Origin of the sequence: Streptomyces sp. NPDC006925, assembly GCF_042869575.1 — a bacterium.
Lineage (GTDB): Bacteria > Actinomycetota > Actinomycetes > Streptomycetales > Streptomycetaceae > Streptomyces.
The window spans coordinates 103,619-127,735 of sequence record NZ_JBIAGB010000013.1 but is presented as its reverse complement, the minus strand read 5'-3'; the positions used below and the strand labels follow the sequence as shown (position 1 = coordinate 127,735).

Below are 24,117 nucleotides of genomic sequence, written 5' to 3'. Positions count from 1 at the left end.
GTCGCGGGCGGCTACTTCACGGCGAGCGACGTCCACGTCTTGATCCACTGCTCGCGGTGTTCCGCGATCTTCCGCGGGGCGACGGTGGCGGGGTCGTCCACGGTCTCGCCGTACTTGGTGAACAGCTCCGGCAGCCGGGCGTCCTCGCGGACCGGGTTGACGAACATCTTCAGCGGCAGGTCCTCCTGGAACCGCTTGCTGAGCAGGAAGTCCAGCAGCGCCTGCCCGCCCTCGGTGTTCTTCGCGCCGCGGAGCAGCCCGGCGTACTCGGTCTGCCGGAAGCAGGTCCCCTTGGCCACGCCCGTCGGTGCCTGCTCGGGCGGGTTCTTCTCGCCCATGACCTCGGCGGGCGGGCTGGAGGCGTAGGAGACGACCAGCGGCTTGTCGCCCTTGCCCTTGCCCTCGCGGGAGCCGCTGAAGCGGTCGTTGTAGGCCTGCTCCCAGCTCCCGGCGACCTCGGCCCCGTTGGCGCGCAGCTTCTTCCAGTAGTCCTGCCAGCCGTCCTCGCCGAACTCGGCGACGCTCGCCAGCAGGAACGCCAGGCCGGGAGAGGAGTTGGCGGCGTCCTCGGTCACCAGCAGGTCCTTGTAGCGGGGCTTCGCCAGGTCCTGCAGGGTACGCGGCGGGTCGAGCTTCTTGTCGGCGAACCACCGGCGGTCGTAGTTGACGCACACGTCGCCGGTGTCCACCGGGGTGACCCGGTGCTTCTCCGAGTCCGCCTGCAGCCGCTCGGGCACCTTCGCCAGGCCCTCGGCCTCGTAGGGGGCGAAGACGCCCTTGTCCAGCGGGCGGGAGAGCAGCGTGTTGTCGACGCCGAAGAAGACGTCGCCCTGCGGGTTGCCCTTGTTGAGCACGGCCTGGTTCACGGCGGCACCCGCGTCGCCGCCGCGCAGCACCTCGACCTTGTAGCCGCTGCGCTTCTCGAAGTCCTTCAGCACGGACTTCGAGACGGCGAACGAGTCGTGGGTGACGAGAGTGACCGTCTTGGAGTCCGCGCTGTCGTCCGAGCCGCCGCATGCGGTGGCCAGAACTGCGAGGGTGAGGACAGCGGTGGTTACGGCGGCAGCCCGCCGTGCGTGCTTTTTCATCAGTGCATCGACTTCCTACCCGGCATGACCCGGGCGAGGTTCGAGGGTCTGCGACACATACGGGGCGTACGGCCGCACTCTCAGCGCTGTGAGCGCTCCCCTGTCGGCTGTTCGGTTGTGCGGGCCGCACCGGGCGGCCCGTTCGAACACTACCAGTCAGGCGTCAGCGTTCGGTTGCCGCGAGCTGGCCGCACGCACCGTCGATCTCCTGACCCCGGGTGTCCCGTACGGTCACGGGTACACCGTGCGACTCCAGCGTCCGCACGAACGCGGCCTCGTCCTCGGGACGGGAGGCCGTCCACTTGGAGCCGGGCGTCGGGTTGAGCGGGATGAGATTGACGTGCACCCGCTTGCCCTTGAGTAGCCGGCCCAGCAGATCGGCACGCCACGCCTGGTCATTGATGTCCTTGATCAACGCGTACTCGATGGAGACCCGGCGCCCGGACCTGGCCGCGTACTCCCAGGCGGCGTCGAGCACCTCTCGCACCTTCCACCGGGTGTTGACCGGCACCAGGGTGTCCCGCAGTTCGTCGTCGGGCGCGTGCAGGGAGAGCGCCAGCCGGCATTTGAAACCCTCGTCGGCGAAGCGCAGCATCGCGGGCACGAGACCGACCGTGGAGACGGTGATGCCGCGCTGGGACAGCCCGAGGCCGTCCGGCTCGGGGTCGGTCAGCCGCCGGATGGCACCGACCACCCGCTTGTAGTTGGCCAGCGGCTCGCCCATCCCCATGAAGACGATGTTCGACAGCCGCGCCGGCCCGCCGGGCACCTCGCCGTCCCGCAGGGCGCGCATCCCGTCGACGATCTGGTGGACGATCTCCGCGGTGCTCAGGTTCCGGTCCAGACCGGCCTGGCCCGTGGCGCAGAACGGACAGTTCATCCCGCAGCCGGCCTGCGAGCTGATGCACATGGTGACCCGGTCCGGGTACCGCATCAGGACGGACTCCACGAGCGTCCCGTCGTGCAGCCGCCACAGCGTCTTGCGCGTGGCGTCGTCGTCGCAGCTGATGTGCCGCACCACACTCATCAGGTCGGGCAACAGCCCGGACGCCAGCTTCTCGCGGGCAGCGGCCGGGATGTCGGTCCACTGCTGCGGGTCGTGCGCCAGCCGCGAGAAGTAGTGCTGCGAGAGCTGCTTGGCGCGGAAGGGCTTCTCGCCGAGCTCCACGACCGCCGCACGGCGCTCCTCGGGAGCGAGGTCGGCAAGGTGGCGGGGCGGCTTCTTGGCGCCGCGCGGGGCGACGAACGTGAGTTCTCCGGGTGCAGGCATAGCCGTACCAGTGTCGCAGATCATCTTGGCGTGCCGCTGGTCAGCGGGGCAGGGGCCGGCCGCCCCCGGTCGTCGGCCGGCGTCGCCGGTCGGCACCACCCGGCCCGAGAGCCGCCCCCGGGGTGCGGAGGTGGTGGAGGCCGGGCGGTCGGGAGAAGAGGCCGAGGACCCCGGACAGGACCGGCCTGGGTCAGCGCATGGCGACGCGGCTGGTGCAGATTGCGATGAAGGCCCGGGACAACTCGGCGCTCGGCCGCTTCTGGGCGGAGGCGCTCGGCTGGTCCGTGGCGGATGACGGTCCGGAGGTGGCCGACGTCGACCCCCGGCTTCAGTCACCCCTGCCCCGTCGCCCTCTGCGTGGACGTCCTGCGCGTCCCCGAAGCCAGGACGGGGAAGAACCGGGTGCACGTGATCTCGCCACCGGCTCTGCCGCCCGCCGGGCGGACCTGACCGCGCGCCTCCGGGAACTCGGCGCGACTGCCCGCCGACGTGGGCCAGGGCGACGTCCCCGGACGGACCTCGCCGACCCGGGGGTCAACGGGTTCCGCATTCTCCGGTGTGACACCTGTGCTCCACGTCCCGCGAGTGCGGACGCTCGCGGGACCTCCCGGGCCGGGGCGGTCTCAGCCCGCGCCGACGAAGACCACCAGCAGCAGCCAGACCACCGGCGCGGTCGGGAGCAGCGAGTCGAGCCGGTCCATGATGCCGCCGTGCCCGGGCAGCAGGGTTCCCATGTCCTTGATGCCCAGGTCGCGCTTCATCATCGACTCGCCCAGATCGCCCAGGGTGGCGCTGACCGCGACCGCGAGGCCCAGCAGCAGGCCCTGCCACCAGCGCCCGTCGTCGATCAGGAACTGCGTGCACAGGGCACCCGCCGCCATGGCGAAGGCCACCGCGCCGACCAGTCCCTCCCGCGTCTTGCCGGGACTGATCCGGGGGGCCAGCTTGTGCCGCCCGAACCGCCAGCCCACCGCGTAGGCGCCGGTGTCGCTGACCACGGTGAGGATCAGGAACGTGAGCACCCGCCAGGGTCCGTCGTCCGCCGCCAGCATCAGGGCGACGAAGGTGGCGAGGAAGGGCACGTAGAAAGCGGCGAAGAGGGCCGCCGTCACATCCCGCAGGTAGTCGGCCGCAGGCTGCGTCATGCGCCAGGCCAGCACGGCCAGCGCCGTGAGCGCCATGGCGATCCAGGCGCCCTCCGCGCCCCGCAGATAGCCGGCGACCGTCATGGCCGCACCGCCGAGCGCCAGCGGCACCAGCGGGACCTGGATCTCCTTGCGCTCCCGCAGCCGGGAGGTCAGTTCCCAGAGCCCGACGACGACCGCCAGCACGATGACGCCGAGGAAGGCCGGCTTGTAGAAGAACAGTGCAGCCAGAATGACGGCGCCGAGGCCCAGACCGACCCCTATCGCCGCGGGCAGGTCCCGCCCGGCGCGCTTCCTGCCCCCCTCCGCAGCTGCGGGCGCTTCGGGCTGCCGTGGGGTGTGCGGCGGTTCCGGCCCGTCCTGGCCGTGCCGCGCACCGCCGGAGGGATTGGCGGGATCCGTGGGTCGGGGGTCATCGGGGCCGCGCCGGCCGGTACGGCCGTCTCCGGCGTCACCGGGGCTCCCGGGGTCGGGTGCAATGGGCATACGCCGAGTCTGCGACGCCTCGCCGCCCACATCGTGCACGGGGACGCTCACGTCGTGGGCGGACACCGGACCATCGCCCGGGCGGGGCATCGCCGCGGGAGCGGCGGAGCCCTGCTCGGGAGGGCCCCAGTAGCCCGCGTCCGGTTGCGGTGCTCCCCAGGATGAGTCGTTCACAGATAGCAGCCTTCGACCTCGGACCTTGGGACGGTGGGCTCAGACCTCGAGCAGCTCGGACTCCTTGTGCTTGAGCAGCTCGTCCACCTGTGCGACGTACTTGGAGGTGGTGTCGTCGAGTTCCTTCTCGCCCCTGCGGCCCTCGTCCTCACCGACCTCGCCGTCCTTGATGGCCTTGTCCATGGCTTCCTTGGCCTTGCGCCGGATGCTCCGGATGGAGATCTTGGCGTCCTCGCCCTTGGCCTTGGCGACCTTGATGTACTCCCGGCGGCGTTCCTCGGTCAGCTCGGGGAACGTCACCCGGATGATATGGCCGTCGTTCGACGGGTTGACGCCCAGATCCGAGTCGCGGATGGCCTGTTCGATGTTGCGCAGCGAGCTCTTGTCGAACGGGGTGACCACCGCCATCCGGGGCTCCGGTACGGAGAACGACGCGAGCTGGTTGATCGGCGTCATCGTGCCGTAGTACTCGGCCACGATCTTGTTGAACATCGCCGGGTGCGCACGGCCGGTGCGGATAGCGGCGAAGTCCTCCTTGGCGACGACGACCGCCTTCTCCATCTTTTCCTCGGCTTCGAGGAGGGTCTCTTCGATCACCACGTGCTCCTGGTTCGATGAATGAGCCTGACTGCTTCATCCGGGGCTGTGAGCTGACGGCCGCCCCGCGGGCCGCCCCGGCCCCCGCGATGCCCTGCTGCCTGCACGGTGTCCGACCGGCAGGCTGTTGTCCATCCCCGTACCGTGCCGTTCCGGCGTGACGGTGTTGCCGCCGACGCCACCCGACCGGTACCCGGGTGTCCGGCCGCATCCGCGGATCCGCCGACCGGGCCGGTGCCGGGTCCGAAGCCGGAGTGGGGGCCGGTCAGGGCCGGGTGCCCTGGTTGCTGACCAGGGTGCCGATCTTCTCACCCTTGACGGCGCGGCCGATATTGCCTTCGGCCAGCAGCTCGAAGACGAGGATCGGCAGCTTGTTGTCCCTGCAGAGCGTGATCGCGGTCATGTCGGCGACCTTGAGATCGCGGGTGATGACCTCGCCGTACTCGAGCGCGTCGAACTTCACCGCCGCGGGGTTGCGCGCCGGGTCGGCGTCGTAGACGCCGTCCACACCGTTCTTGCCCATGAGCATCACCTCGGCGTTGATCTCCAGAGCACGCTGGGCGGCCGTGGTGTCGGTGGAGAAATAGGGCATCCCCATACCGGCGCCGAAGATGACGACGCGGCCCTTCTCCAGGTGGCGGATGGCGCGGAGCGGGATGTAGGGCTCGGCGACCTGCCCCATCGTGATGGCGGTCTGCACCCGCGAGTCGATGCCCTCCTTCTCCAGGAAGTCCTGGAGTGCCAGGCAGTTCATCACGGTGCCGAGCATGCCCATGTAGTCCGAGCGCGCGCGGTCCATGCCGCGCTGCTGGAGCTCGGCGCCCCGGAAGAAGTTGCCGCCGCCGATGACGACGGCCATCTCGGCCCCGTCCTGGACGACCGAGGCGATCTCCCGGGCCATCTTGTGCACGACGTCGGGATCGACACCGAGTCCGCCGCCACCGGCGAACGCCTCGCCGGAGAGCTTCAGCAGGAAGCGCCGCCGGCCGTCGCTGTCGTTGTCGGTGTCATTGCTGCTCATGGAGATCTCCTCGTGCACATACGAAAGAGGCCATTGCCGTCGGATCCTCGCGGTTCCCTCTGCGGCAATGGCCTCCTCGTCACAACTGCCCTGTGCCCGACCTTATCGGGCCCGTGCCGGTTCCGTGCGCGCTACCCGGTGTGCTCCACCCCCGAGCGAGCAGAACCGGCCTGCGGGGCGCGTCGGTAACGGGGTCCTCAGGCGCCGACGCGGAAGCGGGCGAAGCGCTTCAGCGAGACACCGGCCTCGTCCAGGACCTTCTGCACGGACTTCTTGTTGTCCTTGGCGAAGGGCTGGTCCAGGAGGGTGTTCTCCTTGAAGAAGCCGTTGACCCGGCCCTCGATGATCTTCGGCAGAGCGGCCTCGGGCTTACCCTCCTCGCGGGCGGTCTCCTCGGCGATACGGCGCTCGTTGGCGACCGTCTCCTCCGGGATGTCCTCGCGGGTCAGGTACGCCGGGGCGAAGGCGGCGATGTGCTGCGCGACATCCTTGGCGATCTCCTCGTTCGCGGCGTCCAGCTCGACCAGCACGCCGACCTGCGGAGGCAGGTCCGGGCTGGTGCGGTGCAGGTAGGAGCCGACGAAGGCGCCGGAGAACTGCGCGAAGCGGTCCAGCACGATCTTCTCGCCGAGGCCGGCGTTGGCCTCGTCGACGTACGCCTGCACGGTCTTGCCGGACTCGATCTCGGAGGCGAGCAGCGCGTCGATGTCGGCCGGGGAGGTGGCCTCGATGTGCGCGGCGATGGCCTCGGCGGCGGCGAGGAACTTCTCACCCTTGGCGACGAAGTCCGTCTCGCACTTGAGCTCGACCAGCACACCGGTGGCGCTGTCGGCGGCGATGCGGGTGATGACCGCGCCGTTCTCGGCGGTGCGGCTCTCGCGCTTGGCCACGCCCTTCTGGCCCTTGACGCGCAGGACCTCGACGGCCTTGTCGACGTTGCCCTCGGCCTCGTCCAGCGCCTTCTTGCAGTCCATCATGCCGGCGCCGGTGAGCTCCCGGAGCTTCTTGACGTCGGCGGCGGTGTAGTTCGCCATGGTCTGTGAATCTCTTCTCGGAAAGTCGGTGAGGTTGGTTCGGAGTCACACGGGACCGGCTCAGCTCACGGCTGGACGGCGGGGGCACCCGGCCCCCGCCGTCCCACCGCGCACCTGTGGGCCCACGTGCTCCACGTGGCCCGTGGGTCAGCCCTGCTGCTCGGCGGGAGTCGCCGCCTGCTCGCCCTCGGCGACCTCGGCCTCGGCACCCTCGGCGCCCTCGGCGGCGGGCTGCGCCTCGGTCTCGGCGGGCTTCTCGGCCTCGGCGGGCTCAGCCTCGGCGGCGGGCTTCTCGGCGGCCTTCTCGCCCTCGAGAAGGTCACGCTCCCACTCGGCCAGCGGCTCACCGGCGGCCTTCTCGCCCTTGCCCTCGCCGGAGCCGCCGGACGAACGGGCGATGAGGCCCTCGGCCACGGCGTCGGCGATCACGCGGGTCAGCAGCGTGACGGAGCGGATCGCGTCGTCGTTACCCGGGATCTTGTAGTCGACCTCGTCGGGGTCGCAGTTGGTGTCGAGGATCGCCACCACCGGGATGTTGAGCTTGCGCGCCTCGCCGACGGCGATGTGCTCCTTCTTGGTGTCCACGATCCAGACGGCGCTGGGCACCTTCTGCATCTCGCGGATACCACCGAGGGTCTTCTCCAGCTTGGCCTTCTCGCGGGAGAGGACCAGCAGCTCCTTCTTGGTGAGGCCGGATGCGGCCACGTCCTCGAAGTCGATCTGCTCCAGCTCCTTGAGGCGCTGCAGCCGCTTGTAGACCGTCGAGAAGTTGGTGAGCATGCCGCCGAGCCAGCGCTGGTTCACGTAGGGCATGCCCACGCGGGTGGCCTGCTCGGCGATGGCCTCCTGGGCCTGCTTCTTGGTGCCGACGAACATGATGGAGCCGCCGTGGGCGACGGTCTCCTTGACGAACTCGTAGGCGCGGTCGATGTACGACAGCGACTGGAGCAGGTCGATGATGTAGATGCCATTGCGCTCGGTGAAGATGAAGCGCTTCATCTTCGGGTTCCAGCGGCGGGTCTGGTGCCCGAAGTGGACGCCGCTCTCCAGCAGCTCCCGCATCGTGACGACGGCCATGGCCGTTCTCCTTGGTGTACTCGGTTGTCGTCAGCGGAGGCCGGACGCCCCCGCTTGCCTGACGCCCCCGACGCGCCGCCCGGAGGGTTCCGGTGCGGAGACCGGGACCGTTCCTGGGACCGAGATGCGCGGCCACCGGGTGAGGGTGGCGGGGCGTGCGAAGTCAGCCCGGTCGCCCGGGCCGCATCAGCAGTGTACGGGACCGCGAAGGGGCCCCGCGCCCGCCGGGGTCGGGGGGCCGTAGCGCGGGCGCCTGGCACCAGGGCCCCGCGGTGGGGCGCGGGGCACGGAACCGGGGGAACCGGACTGCCGCCGGCGCAGACAGACCCCCCGCACGGGTGACGAGCGCGGAACGGCTTCGCAGCCGCTCCCGAGCCGCCCGGATCCCCTCATCTCCGGTGCAGCCCGGATCCCCCTCGTCCGGGTGACGGAGCTGTGCACAGCCGACCGGTTGTCCACAGCTGCGGACCATGATCCCCGCGCGACGGCGAACCGGGCCACCGTTCTTCCATGGAACAGCGGCCCTCCCCGGGCGACGGCTCGCGCCGCGCGCTCCCGACCTCCCGGCCTTCCCGCTCCCGCACTCCGCGGCAGCGGAGAGCGGCTCGCCCCGTCGCACACGCGGCGGCGCGAGCCGTCGTGCTGCTGGGACTGCTGGTCTGGCTGAGCCCCCTTCCCCGCACGGGCACCGCGGTCGCACCCGCCGCGTCCTCGGCGGCGGCGCTGTCCGCCGCCGAGGACGCCCGTGAGCCCGCGGGAGAGGGGAGCGGGCCGAGCCACGCGTCCGGGGACCGCGATCCCCAGGGCCGGGAAGCGGACCTCCCCGTGACCGGGCGGGCCTGGCCGGTCCGGGGAAGGGACGGCGCCCGCCGGCCGCGGGTGCTGCGCGGCTGGGATCCACCGCCCGAACCGTGGGCGGCGGGCCACCGCGGGGTCGACCTCGCCTCCGACGCCGGGCGGCCGGTGCGCGCGGTGGCGGCGGGCCGGGTGTCGTTCGCCGGCCGGGTCGCGGGGCGGTGGGTGGTCTCCATCGAGCTCAACAGCTCGGGGCGGCCTCCGTTGCGGACGACGTACCAGCCGGTGCGGCCCTCCGTGCGCGAGGGCGAGCGGGTGCGGGCCGGCCAGCGCGTGGGCACGCTCCTGCGCGGCACTCACTGTCCGCGCACCTGCCTGCACTGGGGGCTGCTGCGGGACAAGCGCTATCTCGACCCGCTCTCCCTGCTGCCCGCGGCGCTCCTGGGCGGACCCTCCCGGCTGCTGCCGGTCCGCGGAGTGCCGGTACCGGTCGAAGACAGCGGACCGCAGCGCCGGGAGACGGCGGACAGCGGAACGGGGCGGGTGCCGCAGGCGGTGGCCGATCGGCCGACTGCCGGGAGGCGGAAGGTCCGCCTGCTGCCGACCACCTCCCCGCCGTCAGCCCCCGACGCCGTTCAGCGCCATGGAGACGGCGGCCTCGGCGATCTGCTCCGGGTCCTCGGCGGCCCCGAGCTCGATACGGCGCACCCCCGCGTCCACGACGCCCTGCAGCAGCACGGCGACGAGACGGGGCTGGGCGTGGCCGAGCTCGCCGAGCGCCTCGACGACCATCGAGATCAGCCCGCCGTGTGCGGCGCGGATCCGCTCGCGCGCCCCCGCGTCGAGTTCGCCTGCGGAGATCGCGACGACGGCGCGGTGACGGCGGTCCCCGACCAGGGCCAACTGCCTGCGGACATATGCCTCGACCTTGCCCTCGGGCGTCGGTGCGGCCCGCATGGCCGACTCGACCTCGGCTGCCCACACCGGGAAGTCGGCAGCGCACAGCTCTTCGACGACCGCGGCGCGGGAGCGGAAGTACTCGTAGACGGAGGAGCGAGCCAAGCCGGTGCGCTGCGCGAGGGCGGGGAAGGTCAGGGCTTCCGTACCGCCCTCGGACAGCAGTGACCTGGCGGCGTCCAGCAGGGCCGCGCGCTGCATCGTCCGGTGCTCGGCCACGGAGGCCGCTCGAATCCTGGGCACGCCCCCAGCTTACGGAGCGGCGGTCGAAAGTTGCACGGGTCCCGCGCGACCGACTGGGTCAGCGCCCCGCGTCGGCGAGCTTGGCACGGAGCTGCAGAACCGATTTGGTGTGGATCTGGCTGACCCTGCTCTCCGTGACACCGAGCACCTGGCCGATCTCGGCGAGGGTGAGACCTTCGTAGTAGTAGAGGGTCACCACTGTCTTCTCCCGTTCGGGGAGGGTGTTGATGGCCCGCGCCAGCAGGCGCCGCAGCTCCCGGTCCTCGGCGACCTCGACGGGGTTGTCAGCCGCGGTGTCCTCCAGCGTGTCCATCAGGCTCAGCCGGTCGCCGCCGTCCCCCCCGACGTGCAGCAGTTCCTCCAGAGCCACCACGTTGGCCAGGGACAACTGGCTGAAGACGCCGTGCAGTTCTTCCGTCTCGATCCCCATCTCCTCGGCGACTTCCGACTCGGAGGGGCTGCGCCGGAGCCGGGCCTCGAGAGTGGCGTAGGCACGCTCCACGGCGCGGGCCTTCTGCCGTACCGACCGCGGGATCCAGTCCAGCGCCCGCAGTTCGTCGATCATCGCGCCCCGGATGCGGGTGATGGCGTAGGTCTCGAACTTGATGGAGCGGGAGGGGTCGAACTTCTCGATGGCGTCGATGAGTCCGAAGATCCCGGAGGAGACGAAGTCGGCCTGCTCGACATTGGACGGCAGACCGACGCTGACCCTGCCCGCGACGTACTTGACCAGCGGCGAATAGTGCAGGATGAGCTGTTCGCGCAGCCCGCTGTCCGCTGTGGCCTTGTAGGACCGCCAGAGTTCATCCAGCGAGCTGGGCGCAGTCCTGGGCGTATCGTCGTCGACCACGACGCGCGCGGCTGCGGCGGTGCGGTCGGGCCCGGAGATGTGCTGAGGCATACGTCGCCTTGAGCCGTTCTGCTGGGTAGTGGTGGTCTGTCGGTGCAGAAGCGTGAGTCTGGTTGCGAGATGGTGTGAGCGTAGCGTGACCGTGACGTCGCGGTAAGCGACGTCTTGTTTTCTTCCCTGCGTCGGCATGCTCCTTTCGCCGGTTGTCCGGCGGTGCTGGAGGCGGACGCGGCGCGGATGACCGGGCACGGGGCCGGGGTGGCCCGGCCCGCGGGACCCGTGCCGCCCCGGCGAGCGCGCACAGCTCACCCTTTCACCCGATAGCCCCAGGTCAAGGACCGCATCATCACCCGATGGGGTGCCCCTTGCCCAGCGCGGTCAACTGCCAGCACTCACCGTCGCGTTCAACGAAGCCGAGGGCCCGCAGTTCGTGGAGGCGTGCGAGCACTTCACCCGGCGGGACACCCGCGGAACACGCGATGCGGGCGAGCTCGCCCGTTCCCCGGCCGGGAAGCGCTTCCAGGACCCGCGCCGCGCCGGGACTCAGCGCGTCCCTCGGCACGGCCGGTGCCCGGCGCTCCGGAGCCAGCTCGCCGACCATCCCCACCTGTTCGATCACTTCGTCGGCGTCGGTGACCACCGTGGCCTCGCCGCGCAGAAGTTCGTGGACCCCCTGGGAGAGTCCGGAGGTGACCGGGCCAGGCACGCCCATCAGTTGCCGCCCCAGCCCCAGGGCGCGGCGGGCCGTGACCAGCGCTCCGCTGCGCAGGGCAGCCTCCACCACGACCGTTCCCCGGGTGAGCGCGGCGATCACCCGGTTCCGCAGCACGAATCTGCTGCGGGTGGGGTGGTCACCGGGCGGCAGCTCCGCGATCAGCAGGCCGCGCTCACCCACCGCGCGGATCAGTTCCTGGTTGCCCGGCGGGTAGGCGACATCGGCCCCGCAGGCGAGAACCCCCGCGGTGGGTCCCCGGACGGCCAGAGCCCCGCGATGGGCAGCGGCGTCGATGCCGTAGGCGGCACCCGACACCACGGTCCATCCCCGTTCGGCGAGCCCCGCACCGAGCGCGGCGGCGCAGTGCGCGCCGTACTCGGTACACGCGCGCGCACCGACGACGGCCACCGAGCGCAGCGCCCACAACCGGAGGGAGGGTTCGCCCTTCAGCCACAGCCCGAAGGGCGCGGCCTGGCCCAAGTCGTCAAGCTGGCGGGGCCATTCGGAGTCCCCGGGGCAGACGAAACGGCCGCCGCTCGCGGCGATGGCGGCCAGGTCCGCATGCGGCCGCGCCCGGGCGGCCCGCAGCTTCAGCCCCGCCCATCGTCGCTCTCCCGCGCCGCTGAGCGGTGGACCGCTCCCGCTCAGCGCCGCCACCACCGCGCATGCTCCATGCGCGGCCAGCCACCTTCCGACGAGTTCGTCGCCCGGCTCCTCGATGCGGGTGAGGGCCGCCCGTGCGAGGCGCTCGGACTCCTCCGGCGCCTGCTCCGGCCGGACCGGACCCGGCTGCCCGGTGGCCCCCCGGGGGGTCGCGGCGGCCGGTCGAGTCTCGTCGTCGAACAATCGGGGCCTGCCGACCCGCCGGGGCCCGTCGGACGATCCGGCTCCATCAGCGGGTCGGATCCCGTCGGACGATCCGTGCCCGGCCGATGTGCGGGCACCCTCGGACCGGCCGGGCGCCTCGGACAGCCCGACTCCTTCGACCTGTTCGCCGGCATCGACCGGCCCGGCGCCGTCAGGTGGTCGAGGCGGCCCGGGCCCCGGAGCGGCGGCCGTACGGGGCTCCGCGCGGCAGTCCGGCCCGGCGGGCTGCCCGCACTCCGTGGCGGCCGGGGGCGGGGTGTTCCGGGGGCCGGAACGGCCTGCTCCCGGCCGCGGATGCTCGGCGGTCATACGGGTACCTCCGCGGTCGGGGAGCCCCGGCGGATGCCGGTCCTCAGCTCCAGGGCGGCATGGACGTCGTCACGGGTGGGCCGGGAGTGCCCCGCGAGGTCGGCAACGGTCCAGGCGACCCGCAGCACCCGGTCGAGGCCGCGCGCGGTGAGCAGTCCGCGCTCCAGATCGTCCTCTGCGTCGGCGAGCGCTCCGGGGAGCGCTGGGTGGCGGGTGCGCAGTTCGTGCCCAGGGACCTCGCTGTTGGTCTGCCACGGCGTCTCCGCGTACCGCACCGCGGCGCGCTCCCGCGCCTCCTGGACCCGGGCGGCCACCACGCGGGTGGACTCCGCGCGGCCGTCCACCGCGGCCAACTCGGAGCGGGCCAGCGGCGCCACGGCGACCCGCAGATCGACGCGGTCCAGCAGCGGCCCGGAGAGCCGCGCCCGGTAGCGGCGTACCGCGGAAGGCCTGCACTCGCACCCGCCCCCGGCGCTGCCGTGCCGCCCGCAGGGACACGGGTTGGCGGCCAGCGCCAGCAGGAAGCGGGCGGGCATCCGCATCATCCCGGCGGCCCGGGCCACCACGACGTGCCCCGACTCCAGCGGCTGCCGCAGGGCGTCCAGGACCTGTGCTCCGCATTCAGCTGCTTCGTCCAAGAAGAGCACCCCGTTGTGGGCGAGGGAGACGGCGCCGGGTCGGGGCAGGCCGGAGCCGCCGCCGACGAGTGCGGCCATGGTGGCCGAGTGGTGCGGGGCGCAGTAGGGCGGCCTGGCGACCAGCGGCTGTTCGCCGGGCAGGGCGCCGGCGACCGAGTGCACGGCGGTGACCTCGAGCGACTCCTTTCTGCTGAGCGGAGGCAGCAGTCCGGGCAGCCGTTCCGCGAGCATCGTCTTCCCGGCACCGGGCGGGCCTTTGAAGTAGAGGTGGTGCCGGCCCGCGGCGGAGATCTCCAGTGCGTGCCGGGCACGGTGCTGCCCCGCCACGTCGGCGAGGTCGACGGGGCGCTCTTCGCCGAGCAGGCCGGTGAGTCCCGGTGCCGCGGGGAGTCCGGTGAGCCCGGCGCGGGCGGCGCCGGGCAGTCCTCCGTCGGTGCCCTCCGGTTCCTCGGGGACCGGTTCGTCGGCCAGCACGGCGATGAGCCGTCGCAGGCTGCGCACCCCGAGCACGGAGACGTCGGGGACCAGCGCGGCCTCCGCCGCGTTCTGCTCGGCCACGACCACCTGTTGGTACCCCGCGTCGGCGGCGGCGAGCACGGCGGGGAGGACTCCGCGGACCGGCAGCACCCGGCCGTCGAGACCCAGTTCCCCGATCATCACCACCTCGGCGGTCTGGCGCGGGTCGAGGCGTTCGGCCGCGGCGAGGACGGCGCAGGCGACGGCGATGTCGAAGCCGCTGCCGCCCTTGGGCACCGAGGCGGGGCTGAGGCCGACGGTGAGCTTCTTCTGCGGCCAGGGCACTCCGGAGTTCACCACCGCGGCCCGGACTCGGTCCCGGCTCTCGGTGAGGCTCTTGTCCGGCAGTCCCACGAGAGTGAAGGCCGCGACGCCCGGTTCCAGGTCGGCCTGGACCTCGACCAGCACGCCCTCGACTCCCACGAGTGCGACCGCACAGGTACGGGCGAAGGCCATCAGCCGATCCCCCGGACGTGCTCCACGACGGGCGCGCCCCGGCCGGGCAGGACGATGCCGACGAGGTCGATGCGCACTCCGCCGGTGGGCGGGCGGCCGTAGCGTGCGATCCAGCGCTCGGTGAGCCAGCGCCCCGCCAGCCGCCGCAGTCGGGCCGTCCGTGCCGGGGGCAGGCTGCCCATGGGGGTCTGGAACGGGACGGCCCTGCGGGTCTTGACCTCGCAGATCACGACAGCGTCGGCATCCCGCGCGACGATGTCGATCTCGCCCTCGGCGCAGCGCCAGTTGCGTTCCAGGACCGCCATGCCCGCTTCGCGCAACCGACGCGCTGCCAGGTCCTCTCCGTACCGGCCCAGGGCGCCCCTCGCGCAGGCGGGCCTCCGCTGGGCGTCGCGCCGACCGGGGTCCTGGCCTCCCCGCGCGCTCGGGCCGCCCGGTCGTTCCCCGTCCGGCCGCCGGGTGCGGGGACGTGCGGTGTCAGCTCCGCTGTGTGTCTCGCCGGTGTTCATCACGGCACCACCTCCGGACACCGACTGTGACGGCGCCTGGGGCAGTTCGGGGATCTTGCTCGATTCCTGTGGAGAACCCGGTGATTGTGGGTATCTCCGTCACCTGCACGAGTGAGCCTCCAGCTGAGCCTTCAGCCGGTCTTCAGCTGAGCCCTCAGCACGGCGTCCCCGTGGCACCGGACCCGTTGCGGGTCGCGTGCCACGGGGACGTCGTGGGACGGAGAGGCGCGTCGCCGGGCCGCCGCACCGTGTGCCGCGGGGGCACACAGCGGTTCAGCTCTTGAAGCCGGAGTCCTCCGGCAGATCGAGTTCGCTCTTGTTGAGCTCCTCGATGTTCACGTCCTTGAACGTCAGAACGCGTACCTGCTTGACGAACCGGGCCGGTCTGTACATGTCCCAGACCCAGGCGTCCGCCATCGACACCTCGAAGAAGACCTCACCCTGCACCGAGTGGACCTGCATCTCGTAGTCGTTGGTGAGATAGAAGCGCCGGTCGGTCTCGATCACGTATTTGAACAGTCCGACGACGTCTCTGTACTCCCTGTAGAGCTTGAGCTCCATCTCGGTCTCGTACTTCTCGAGGTCCTCGGCGCTCATGGCATGTTCCCCTTCAGCCGTGCGTCCCCCCATTGTGCGTCACCCCGAGCGGCGTCGGGCCGAAGTCGCTCGGCGCCGCGCGAGCGGTCCGTACGCCGCCCCGCCCAGTACCAGGACGGCCCCCACGAGCACAGCGGTCAGTGCCAGCGGAAGCGGCCCGCGATCGGAGGTTCCGCCGGGCATGTCGGCGAAGCCGCTCGGCTCCGGGAGCATCCCGGCCGCACTGCTGGGCCAGGCTATGGCGGCGACCCGGGCCTGGACGGCGGAGCGCGGCACGGCACCGTGGTCGGCGTCCTCCAGGTGCACCCGGGAGTCGAGGGACGCCTGCCTGTTGTCCCCCAGCAGGAAGAGCTTCCCCGCAGAGACCCGGGTGGGTTCGAAGGCCCGCTGCGCGTCGTCGCCCCGGGCATGCAGATACGGTTCCTCGACAGGCCGGCCGTTGACGGTGAGTCGGCCCTCCCGGTCGCAGCACGCGACTTTGTCCCCGCCGACACCCACGACCCGCTTGACCATGGGCACCGTGCCCCATACCGAGTCCTGGAAGACGACGACGTCGCCCCGCCGCACCTCGTCGCCGTCCACCCGCTCGGCCAGCACTCGGGCACCGGCCTGCACCGTGGGATCCATGGAGTCGGTGGGCACCGTGTAGGGCTTGTAGAGCACGGCGCCCCAGACGAAGCCGCCGAGGAAGAGCACACACCCGAGGGCCACAGCCACCCCGGAGATTCGGTCACCCAGGCGGCCGCGGCCCTCGTCGGTACGTTCTGCCTTGCTCACTTCCGTACTCCCCGGCTCTTGCGCAACGGACCCGACAGCCTGCGTCGGCGCAGACCGCTGACCCTACCGGGCGGTACTCGGAGTCGTCAGCCCTCGTGGGATGCGGACTGCGCGACTGGGCGCGACTGCTGCAGCTGCGTCCGCCGACGCCGCCAGAGCACCAGCGGGACAGCGCCCGCGAGTCCGACGGCACCCGGTGCGGCGCTCAGCGCACGTGACTGCACGCCCTTCTGGTCGTAGGTCTCGGGGACCGGCAGAGTGCCCCAGCGGTCGATCGGCCACGCCTTGACGATGGCCCGTCCCACCACCTGCTTCTCCGGGACGAAGCCGTCGCCGGGCTGGTTCTGGTGGTAGCGGGAGTCGAGGGAGTCCTGGCGGTGGTCGCCCATCACCCACAGCTTGCCCTTGGGGACCTTCAGCGGCCCGAACGGCTTGTCGTCGCACGGAGTGTTGCCCGGATAGATGTACGAGGACTCGTCCAGAGCCGTGCCGTTGACCTGGATCTTGCCGCCCTTCTTGCACTCCACCGTGTCCCCGCCGACCGCGATGACCCGCTTGATCAGGTCCTTCTCGTTGGCCGAGGGCATCAGGCCGATGAAGCTGAGCGCGGTCTGCAGGAAGTTCTCCTCGACGTGCGCCTCGGGGAGCCAGCCGCCCGGGTCGTGGAAGACGACGACCTCGCCGCGCTCCGGGGTCGCTCCGAACCACGGCGTCAGCTTGTCCACCAGCACCCGGTCCCCGCGCTGGAGCGTGTCCTGCATCGAGTCGGAGGGAATGGAGAACGCCTGGACCAGGAACGTCTTGATGATCAGGGCGAGGATGAGCGCGATGCCGATGAGCATCGGCAGCTCTTTCCAGAACGGGCGCTGCTTCTTCGCCGCCTTCTTGTCGTCCGGCTCCCCGGATCCTCCGTCCGGGTTCGCCACCTCGGCCGCTCCGTCCGGGTCGGGTGCCTCGTGCTGCGGCTTCGCCCCGGAGGAGATCCACGGGCTGTCCCCGTCCGCCCCTGAGCCGGCTGCCGTCCCGTCGGTCTCCGCCGTCACGCTGTCACTCCCTCTTTCCACGGCCGGTGGTTCTGCGTCGCCTGTCCTGCCGTCCGCACCCGGACCTCCGTCCTCCGGGTACCCGGAACCGGACCGCGTACCGACCGCCAAGTCCCCCACATCCACTCCTCACGCTGCGCATTCGCCTGTCCCGCCAGCGGTACAGGCCCACCGTTCCCATAACGAGCGGAAGTTCCGCGGAGAACGGCAGTTGCGCCACCCGATTGTCCCGGTTCATCTGCAGGGAGACGGCTCCGCCGCCGGGGTCGGGGACGGAGGCATACGCTCCCGGCTCCTCGAGCCGCCTCCAGTGGTCGAACGGCCAAGCAATGACGACAGCTTTACCAACGATTCGGTCTTCTCCGATCGTTCCTCGATTCGGATCCTTCAAGTGATAGCGCGAGTCGGCGGAGTTGGCCCGATGATCACCCATCACGAAGACGCGTCCCGCGGGGACGTTGACCGTGAACTTCATCCGGGAGGGTTTGTTGCCCGGGTGAAGATAGGGCTCGTTCAGCGGCGTGCCGTTGACGGTGACGCGCCCCTGCTTGTCGCAGCAGCGCACGGTGTCCCCACCGACGGCGACGACCCGTTTGATCAGATCCTGCTCGTCGTCCGAGGGCAGCAGTCCGATGAACGTGAGGAGTTCCTCGCCCTGCTTGATCCCGACGGGTGCGTTGTCCGGCTCCTTCTCCTCGTTCTCCAGCCAGCCGCCCGGGTCCTGGAAGACGACCACGTCCCCGCGGTGCGGCTGGGCACCGAACCACGGCGTGAACTTGTCCACCAGCACCCGGTCCCCGATCCGGATGGTCTGCTCCATGGAGCCCGAGGGGATCACGAAGGCCTGCACGAGAAAGGTCTTGAGCACCCACGCGATCAGCAGCGCGACACAGACCAGGATCGGGAGCTCCTTGGTCGCGGAGAGCCTGCGGCGGCGCTGGATGCGCTTGGCGGCGCGTCTGCGGTCGGCCCTGCCCTGACCGGGGCGGCGCAGCGGCGGCGCCTCTCGCGCCGGATCCGACGGCTCGGCGGCGTCAGCGGGCTCTTCGCGGAGTGCGGCGTGAGCGGTCCCCTCGGCATCGGCGGTCCCGGCGTACCGGGAGCCGGACGCCGGCCCACCGGGCGGACTCTGTCCGGGCGGGGGCTCGGGCGGGGCGGCGGGACCCGGGGCGCCGGACGGTTCGGAGCGGCCCCAGGGCTCCGCCCGGTCGTCGGGCGCCGTGTAGTCGTAGGGCTCCGTGTACGGGTAGCCGACATCGTGCGGGGAAGCGCCGCCGGTAGCACCGGGTCCCGGGCCGGGGGGCCGGCCCTGCCTCCCGCCATACCCGCCGGGTCCGCCGTACGCACCGCGACCGCCGGGTCCACCCTGGCCGCCGGGACCGCGATGGCCGCCGTAGGCGCTGTCCGCGCCGCGCGCTCCGGCGCCCGGCGCGCCGAACCCGGCGTCGCCCGGGGAGCCCTCGGGATCAGTCATGGCCGCTGCCCGCGCCGGACGGTACCGATCCGATGCGGCTCGGCGGCCAGCCGATCCAGTCGGCCCGCCCGATCACGCGCTCGACGGGGACGGTACCGCCGCCGGGTTCGCCGAGGTGGTCGCGGGAGTCGCTGGACCGGGAACGGAAGTCCCCCATCACCCACAGGCGCCCCTCGGGCACCCGGATGTCGAAGGGCACGACCGAAGGGGCGTTTCCGGGGTGCAGATACTCCTCGTCCACGGGCCGGCCGTTCACCTCGATCCTCCCCCGCCTGTCGCAGCAGCGCACCCGATCGCCGCCGACCCCGATCACCCGCTTCACGTAGTCCGTCTCGGAGGGCCGCACCAGCCCGGTCGCAGCGCCCGCCTCACGCAGCGCGACCACCACCGGGTTCGCGTCGGGATCGGCCTCCCCCGAGAAGGAGTCGGTGCCGTCGAAGACCACGACGTCCCCGCGTCGCGGACCGTCTCCGAAACGGTAGACCAGCTTGTTCACCAGCACCCGGTCCCCGACGCGCAGGGTCGGATCCATCGAGGAACTCGGAATCAGAAAAGGTTGCACGATGAATGCACTTGTCAGCAAGAGCACCGCCAGGACCGATGCCGCGGCCAGGCCCAGACGCACGGAGCGCGACCTGCCCTTCGTCCCCTGATCGGGAACCGAAGAGCGGCCGCGCCCCGGTGTCTCGTGCTGTTCCTCGGTCTCCATCGAGCGGAAGCCTAACCGGCCCGCCGGGCACCGAGGACGCGCGCTCAGCTCGCGCGCTTCTCCTTGATCTTCGCGGCCTTGCCGCGCAGCTCGCGCAGGTAGTACAGCTTGGCGCGGCGCACGTCACCGCGGGTCACGACCTCGATCTTCTCGACGATCGGCGTGTGCACCGGGAAGGTGCGCTCGACGCCGACGCTGAAGCTGACCTTGCGGACGGTGAAGGTCTCCCGCACGCCCGAGCCCTGGCGGCGGATGCAGACGCCCTTGAACTGCTGGACACGGGAGCGGTTGCCCTCGATGACGCGGACGTGCACGTTGACCGTGTCGCCGGGCCGGAAGGCCGGTACGTCCGTACGCAGGGAGGCGGAGTCGACACTGTCGAGGAGGTGGGACATGTCCGTCTGCTTTCTTCGCCGATGCCACAGGTCATCAGCGGAATCGTGGTGATGGTCCGAAGGCTGCGTCCTCGGCGGGCGTCGGTCCCCCTGTGGCAGGGTCGCGCGCCGGAGACGAAGCGGAAGATCCCAGCCGGAGGCCGGGGTCGGCCCATTCTTCCACGGGCTCCCCACCCGGCCCAAATCGGTGCCCGCTCCGCACCGGGCCCTAGGGCCCGGACCCGTCCTGCTCGGGGCCGTACTCCCGGTCGGGGGGCGCTTGCTCCTCGGCGTCGGCGCGCTGCCGGGCGCCGGCGTGCGGCGCCGCCCCGGGGCCCGGCCGCCAGTGGCCGTCGGCGCCCGGTTCCCAGCCCAGAGCCGCCAGGGCAGCCCTGTCGTGCTTGTCGAGGGCTTCGGGGGCGCACCGCTCCACCAGCTCGGGCCGGTTGCCGACCGTCCGCGCGAACGCCTGGTCGCGGCGCCAGCGGGCGATCCTGCCGTGGTGACCGCTCAGCAGCACCTCGGGGATGCCCCGTCCGCGCCACTCGGGCGGCTTGGTGTAGACGGGGCCCTCCAGCAGATTCGCCATGGTGCCCGGCGCGAAGGAGTCGTCCTGGTGGGAGGCGGCGTTGCCGAGCACACCGGGCAGCAGCCGCGCGACGGCCTCGACCATGACGAGCACGGGTGCCTCTCCACCGGCGAGGACGTAGTCGCCGATGGAGACCTCGCGCACGTCGAGCCGCTCCGCGTACTCCTCGATGACGCGGCGGTCGATGCCCTCGTACCGCGCTGGTGTGAAGACGAGCCACGGCTTGCCCGCCAGCTCGACCGCCAACTCCTGGGTGAAGGGCTGCCCGCTGGGGGTGGGGACGACGAGTACCGGGGAGCCCTGGTCCGGCTCGCCCGTGGCCAGCACTTCGTCCAGTGCCTCGCCCCAGGGCTCGGGCTTCATGACCATGCCGGGGCCGCCGCCGTACGGGGTGTCGTCGACGGTGTGGTGTCGGTCGTGTGTCCAGGCACGCAGGTCGTGGACGCGGACGTCGAGCACTCCGCGCGTCCGCGCCTTGCCGACCAGCGAGACGTCCAGCGGCTCCAGGTACTCGGGGAAGATCGTGACGATGTCGAGCCTCACCGGGGGCTCCCCTGGCCCGGGTCCTCGGCGTCCGGTGCCGAGCGCGTGGCCGGACCGCCGGACGACTCGCCGCCCGCGGGCCCCTCGTTCCCCGGCCCCGCCTCCGCGACCTCCTCGCCGAGCAGCCCGGGGGGCGGGTCGACGAGGGCGCGCTGGGCCTCCAGGTCGATCTCCGGGACGATCTCGGCGACGAACGGGATCAGGGCCTCACCGCCGTCCGCGCGCCGCACCACGAGCAGATCCTGGGCCGGCAGATGCGCGACGCTCTCGATCCGTCCGACGACCGTGCCGTCCACCGTGACGACCTCCAGATCGACCAACTGGTGGTCGTAGAACTCCTCCGGGTCCTCGGGGGTCTCGTCCGGGTCGACCTCGGCGACGAGCAGCGTGTTGCGCAGGGCCTCGGCGGCGGTGCGGTCCCCCACGCCCTCGAAGCGCAGCAGCAGCCGTCCGCTGTGCACCCGCCCGGCGGCCACGGTGAGCGGCCCGGCGGCGGCCGGTTCGGTGGCCAGCACGGCGCCGGGGCCGAGCCGCAGTTCCGGCTCGTCGGTCCTGACCTCGACCGTGACCTCGCCCTTGATGCCGTGGGCGCGGCCGATCCGCGCGACGACTAGCTGCACTGTGCTTCTCCGTGCTCGGTTCCGTACTCGGTGGGTGTCCGCGGCCCCGGGACGGTCCGCTGACCGGGGGTCCGGGCGCGACAACGGGCCGGGGACGGCTTGGCTGCCGTCCCCGGCCCGTGCCGGTGCTGCATGCTGCGCTTCAGTGGACCTGGTCCACGTCGACGAGGTCGACGCGGATGCCCCGGCCGCCGAGCGCTCCCACGACGGTGCGCAGAGCACGCGCGGTGCGGCCGTTGCGGCCGATCACCTTGCCGAGATCGTCGGGGTGCACCCGGACCTCGAGCACACGTCCGCGACGCAGATTGCGGGACGCGATCTGCACCTCGTCGGGGTGGTCGACGATGCCCTTCACCAGGTGCTCGAGGGCCTCCTCGAGCATCCTCAGGCCTCGGTCGACTCGGTGGCGGTGGCCGAGGTGTCGGCCCCGTCCGCCTTCTTGTCGGCCTTGTCAGCCTTCTTGGCCTTGGGGGTGATGGCCTCACCCTTGGGCTCGTCGGCGGACTCCTTGGCGGCGGCCTCGAACAGGGCGCGCTTGTCGGCCTTGGGCTCGGCGACCTTCATCGGCTCCGGGGCGGGCAGACCCTTGAACTTCTGCCAGTCGCCGGTGACCTTGAGGATGGCCTCGACGGGCTCGGTCGGCTGGGCGCCGACGCTGAGCCAGTACTGCGCACGCTCCGAGTCGACCTCGATGCGCGAGGGGTTCTGCACCGGGTGGTACAGGCCGATCTCCTCGATGGCCCGGCCGTCGCGGCGGGTACGGGAGTCGGCGACGATGATGCGGTAGTGAGGCGAACGGATCTTGCCCAGACGCTTCAGCTTGATCTTGACTGCCACGGGTGTGGTGTCTCCTGGTCTTGACGTGGGTGGACACGGCGGACTGCCACGTGGGGTTGTAGCGCCGGGTGCCCGAATGGACGCGTCAGCCGGAGGAGAGAGGGGTCCTGTGCGACTGTCGAGTTCAGCCGACCATGATGCCACACTGCGGAGCCCGGCAGAAACCGCCCCCGTCCCGGCCGCGGGCCGCCCCCTGGGCCCGCGGCCGGGACGGGGGCGGTGTGGCGCGCGGTACCGCGGGCGGTCAGCCCACGGCAGCCATCTGCTCCGGCTCCTGGACCGGCGTCGGGTCGACGGGGATGCGGAACTGCTTGCCGCAGGCCCCGCACATGATCGGCGCCTGCGCCAGCACGGAGGGGACGACCCGGACGTTGCGCCCGCAGTCGCAGACGGCCTTGACGCGGACCCCGCCCCCGGAGGAGCCGTGCCGGGCGGCCGGACCGCGGAAGCTGCGTCCGGTGTCCGTCTCGGTGGCCGCGCTGTAGGCCTTCAGTGCCCGCTGGAGGCGGTCGGCGGTGGGGCGGTAGCGCCGCCGTGTCTCGGGCGTGAGCACCACGAGGGAGAAGCCGCTGCTGGGATGCGGTTCCTCGGGGTGGTCGAGACCGAGCTCCACGGCGATCGCCAGGAAGCGGCGGTTGTGGTAGCGGCCGGCCCGCGAGGTGTCCCGGACACCGCGGGCCGCCGCGATGCCGTGGACCGCCTCGTGGAGCAGCCGTTCGAAGGAGAGTCCGGTACCGCAGGCGGACGAGGACTCTCCGATGAGTGATTCGGGCGCGGCCAGATCCGGCAGCTCGGGGTGGTGCCGTTGAATGTCGGCCCAGGCGGCTGCCAGCTCGGCGGCGAGAACTGGTGGTGTCGTGCTCACGTCGTGCCCAACGAGCGGGAGTGCCCCGGTGTTCCGATTACGGGGCATCGCAAAATATTTTGCACGTACCAGTCAGTTCTCGGTGATGCCCGGGGAGATGGGTGCGGGTACGCAGATGTACGCCCAAGCCGCGCACCCCCCGCAAGCCGGACGTATCACCGGAGATCCGCAAGCGGTCGCCGCCGCCCGGGTGCCGGCGGGACACCCCCGCCGGACCGGCGCCGCGGCCGCGAGGCCGTCGCCGCACCGGGCCCGCCCGATGGTACGGAGCCCCGGCCCGCCGCACCCCGCACGACCCCGCGCAGCCGCCCCGCACAGGCGTCGGTACGAGCGGCCCCGCGGAAGCCGCCGGCTCCGCAGGGCACCCGCCCCGGGCCGGGCCTTCCGCCCGGTCGGCGCGGCCGTCAGCCCTCCAGGCCGGGCCACTCCTCGACGGTGAGCGCGAAGCGCTCGTGGTCCCGCCACGCGTCGTCGATGTAGAGCATCCGCGGCGAGAAGCCCTCGTGCCGGAAGCCGAGCCGTTTGGCCAGGGCCAGGGAGCGGTCGTTCTCCGGCTGGACGTTGATCTCCAGCCGGTGCAGCCCGAGCCCGTCGGGGCCCGACTGGAAACAGCGGTCCACGACCAGCCGCATGCCCTCGGTCATCCGGCCGGTGCCCGCGTAGGGGACGTAACTGTCGTAGCCGAGGGAGCCGTTGCGGAAGCGCGCGCGGACGATGTTGGCCACGTTCACCCGGCCGACGAGCCCCTCGTCCTCGCGGTCGAGGATGAGGAAGGTGCGCAGCGCGGGCCCCTGACGGCGGAGCAGGTCGGGGAAGCCGTCCGGCTCGACGGGGTTCCACGGGTGGAGGTGGTCTGCCGAGCGGACGACGGCCTCGCTGTAGAGCTGCTCGTCGGCGGGCCGCGGGGGGCGGATGTATACGCGCATGGACGACATCATCCGC

General features: G+C 71.9%; 24 protein-coding genes, 2 pseudogenes and 1 riboswitch. Of the genes and pseudogenes, 2 read left to right on the top strand and 24 right to left on the bottom strand.

Annotated features, from left to right (window positions below; translation table 11 throughout):
• Positions 1–11 precede the first annotated feature (11 nt).
• Positions 12–1,088: a thiamine ABC transporter substrate binding subunit gene (locus ACFYNS_RS19250; protein WP_388604014.1), complete on the bottom strand. Its 1,077-nt coding sequence runs from the start codon at positions 1,086–1,088 to the stop codon at positions 12–14.
• Positions 1,084–1,200: riboswitch (TPP riboswitch) on the bottom strand. Its footprint overlaps the gene before it by 5 nt.
• 51 nt (positions 1,201–1,251) lie before the next feature.
• Positions 1,252–2,358: a 23S rRNA (adenine(2503)-C(2))-methyltransferase RlmN gene (gene rlmN / locus ACFYNS_RS19245; RefSeq protein WP_388604011.1), complete on the bottom strand. Its 1,107-nt coding sequence runs from the start codon at positions 2,356–2,358 to the stop codon at positions 1,252–1,254.
• A gap of 197 nt (positions 2,359–2,555) precedes the next feature.
• Between rlmN and ACFYNS_RS19240 the strand changes: the two are divergent.
• Positions 2,556–2,897 (top strand): annotated as a pseudogene (locus tag ACFYNS_RS19240) (VOC family protein); the annotation flags it as partial.
• Positions 2,898–2,981: 84 nt separating this feature from the next.
• Here the strand turns inward: ACFYNS_RS19240 and ACFYNS_RS19235 are convergent.
• The 5 genes from ACFYNS_RS19235 to rpsB all read right to left on the bottom strand — a co-directional run bounded on the left by ACFYNS_RS19235 (position 2,982) and on the right by rpsB (position 7,892).
• The gene (locus ACFYNS_RS19235; protein WP_360300925.1) at positions 2,982–4,163 is read right to left on the bottom strand and encodes a phosphatidate cytidylyltransferase; all 1,182 of its coding nucleotides are present in this window, start codon (positions 4,161–4,163) and stop codon (positions 2,982–2,984) included.
• A 39-nt stretch (positions 4,164–4,202) separates the two neighbouring features.
• Positions 4,203–4,760, bottom strand: coding sequence for a ribosome recycling factor (gene frr / locus ACFYNS_RS19230; RefSeq protein ID WP_019355851.1), 558 nt, complete (start codon positions 4,758–4,760; stop codon positions 4,203–4,205).
• A 265-nt stretch (positions 4,761–5,025) separates the two neighbouring features.
• Positions 5,026–5,781: a UMP kinase gene (gene pyrH / locus ACFYNS_RS19225; protein WP_360300922.1), complete on the bottom strand. Its 756-nt coding sequence runs from the start codon at positions 5,779–5,781 to the stop codon at positions 5,026–5,028.
• Positions 5,782–5,978: 197 nt separating this feature from the next.
• Positions 5,979–6,815 (bottom strand): translation elongation factor Ts, encoded by an 837-nt coding sequence (gene tsf / locus ACFYNS_RS19220; RefSeq protein ID WP_360300919.1) that lies wholly within the window; start codon positions 6,813–6,815, stop codon positions 5,979–5,981.
• A 147-nt stretch (positions 6,816–6,962) separates the two neighbouring features.
• On the bottom strand, positions 6,963–7,892 hold the full coding sequence (gene rpsB, locus ACFYNS_RS19215) for a 30S ribosomal protein S2 (RefSeq protein ID WP_388604006.1): 930 nt from the start codon (positions 7,890–7,892) through the stop codon (positions 6,963–6,965).
• A gap of 510 nt (positions 7,893–8,402) precedes the next feature.
• Here rpsB and ACFYNS_RS19210 point away from each other — a divergent pair.
• Positions 8,403–9,044: pseudogene (locus ACFYNS_RS19210) on the top strand (peptidoglycan DD-metalloendopeptidase family protein); the annotation flags it as partial.
• Positions 9,045–9,305: 261 nt separating this feature from the next.
• Here the strand turns inward: ACFYNS_RS19210 and ACFYNS_RS19205 are convergent.
• The 17 genes from ACFYNS_RS19205 to ACFYNS_RS19125 form a co-directional block, all read right to left on the bottom strand.
• Positions 9,306–9,845, bottom strand: a complete 540-nt coding sequence (locus ACFYNS_RS19205; RefSeq protein WP_360297297.1) for a helix-turn-helix domain-containing protein — start codon at positions 9,843–9,845, stop codon at positions 9,306–9,308.
• A gap of 100 nt (positions 9,846–9,945) precedes the next feature.
• Complete coding sequence (whiG, locus tag ACFYNS_RS19200; RefSeq protein ID WP_360297257.1) at positions 9,946–10,788, bottom strand: RNA polymerase sigma factor WhiG; 843 nt, start codon at positions 10,786–10,788, stop codon at positions 9,946–9,948.
• Positions 10,789–11,083: 295 nt separating this feature from the next.
• On the bottom strand, positions 11,084–12,298 hold the full coding sequence (gene dprA, locus ACFYNS_RS19195; protein ID WP_388604003.1) for a DNA-processing protein DprA: 1,215 nt from the start codon (positions 12,296–12,298) through the stop codon (positions 11,084–11,086).
• Between the two features lie 326 nt (positions 12,299–12,624).
• Positions 12,625–14,238: a YifB family Mg chelatase-like AAA ATPase gene (locus ACFYNS_RS19190; RefSeq protein ID WP_360297260.1), complete on the bottom strand. Its 1,614-nt coding sequence runs from the start codon at positions 14,236–14,238 to the stop codon at positions 12,625–12,627.
• Positions 14,238–14,594: a YraN family protein gene (locus ACFYNS_RS19185; protein WP_360297303.1), complete on the bottom strand. Its 357-nt coding sequence runs from the start codon at positions 14,592–14,594 to the stop codon at positions 14,238–14,240. The genes ACFYNS_RS19190 and ACFYNS_RS19185 overlap by 1 nt, the downstream gene beginning before the upstream one ends.
• A gap of 426 nt (positions 14,595–15,020) precedes the next feature.
• Positions 15,021–15,344 carry a DUF2469 domain-containing protein gene (locus ACFYNS_RS19180; protein ID WP_019355837.1) on the bottom strand — a complete coding sequence of 108 codons (324 nt, stop codon included), beginning with the start codon at positions 15,342–15,344 and terminating at the stop codon, positions 15,021–15,023.
• 39 nt (positions 15,345–15,383) lie between these two features.
• Complete coding sequence (lepB, locus tag ACFYNS_RS19175; RefSeq protein WP_360297263.1) at positions 15,384–16,121, bottom strand: signal peptidase I; 738 nt, start codon at positions 16,119–16,121, stop codon at positions 15,384–15,386.
• An 86-nt stretch (positions 16,122–16,207) separates the two neighbouring features.
• Positions 16,208–17,275 carry a signal peptidase I gene (lepB, locus tag ACFYNS_RS19170; RefSeq protein WP_388604118.1) on the bottom strand — a complete coding sequence of 356 codons (1,068 nt, stop codon included), beginning with the start codon at positions 17,273–17,275 and terminating at the stop codon, positions 16,208–16,210.
• On the bottom strand, positions 17,169–18,158 hold the full coding sequence (gene lepB / locus ACFYNS_RS19165) for a signal peptidase I (protein WP_360297306.1): 990 nt from the start codon (positions 18,156–18,158) through the stop codon (positions 17,169–17,171). The genes lepB (ACFYNS_RS19170) and lepB (ACFYNS_RS19165) overlap by 107 nt, the downstream gene beginning before the upstream one ends.
• A 472-nt stretch (positions 18,159–18,630) precedes the next feature.
• Positions 18,631–19,347 carry a signal peptidase I gene (lepB, locus tag ACFYNS_RS19160; RefSeq protein WP_388603999.1) on the bottom strand — a complete coding sequence of 239 codons (717 nt, stop codon included), beginning with the start codon at positions 19,345–19,347 and terminating at the stop codon, positions 18,631–18,633.
• A 44-nt stretch (positions 19,348–19,391) separates the two neighbouring features.
• Positions 19,392–19,742, bottom strand: coding sequence for a 50S ribosomal protein L19 (gene rplS / locus ACFYNS_RS19155; protein WP_075002508.1), 351 nt, complete (start codon positions 19,740–19,742; stop codon positions 19,392–19,394).
• A 208-nt stretch (positions 19,743–19,950) separates the two neighbouring features.
• Complete coding sequence (trmD, locus tag ACFYNS_RS19150) at positions 19,951–20,853, bottom strand: tRNA (guanosine(37)-N1)-methyltransferase TrmD (protein ID WP_360297272.1); 903 nt, start codon at positions 20,851–20,853, stop codon at positions 19,951–19,953.
• Positions 20,850–21,473 (bottom strand): ribosome maturation factor RimM, encoded by a 624-nt coding sequence (rimM, locus tag ACFYNS_RS19145; RefSeq protein ID WP_360297275.1) that lies wholly within the window; start codon positions 21,471–21,473, stop codon positions 20,850–20,852. The genes trmD and rimM overlap by 4 nt, the downstream gene beginning before the upstream one ends.
• A 142-nt stretch (positions 21,474–21,615) precedes the next feature.
• Complete coding sequence (locus tag ACFYNS_RS19140; RefSeq protein ID WP_276477624.1) at positions 21,616–21,855, bottom strand: RNA-binding protein; 240 nt, start codon at positions 21,853–21,855, stop codon at positions 21,616–21,618.
• 2 nt (positions 21,856–21,857) lie between these two features.
• Positions 21,858–22,310 carry a 30S ribosomal protein S16 gene (gene rpsP / locus ACFYNS_RS19135; protein WP_360297278.1) on the bottom strand — a complete coding sequence of 151 codons (453 nt, stop codon included), beginning with the start codon at positions 22,308–22,310 and terminating at the stop codon, positions 21,858–21,860.
• Between the two features lie 244 nt (positions 22,311–22,554).
• Positions 22,555–23,223: a hypothetical protein gene (locus ACFYNS_RS19130; RefSeq protein WP_360297280.1), complete on the bottom strand. Its 669-nt coding sequence runs from the start codon at positions 23,221–23,223 to the stop codon at positions 22,555–22,557.
• Positions 23,224–23,579: 356 nt separating this feature from the next.
• Positions 23,580–24,101: a GNAT family N-acetyltransferase gene (locus ACFYNS_RS19125; protein WP_239502222.1), complete on the bottom strand. Its 522-nt coding sequence runs from the start codon at positions 24,099–24,101 to the stop codon at positions 23,580–23,582.
• Between the last annotated feature and the right edge of the window lie 16 nt (positions 24,102–24,117).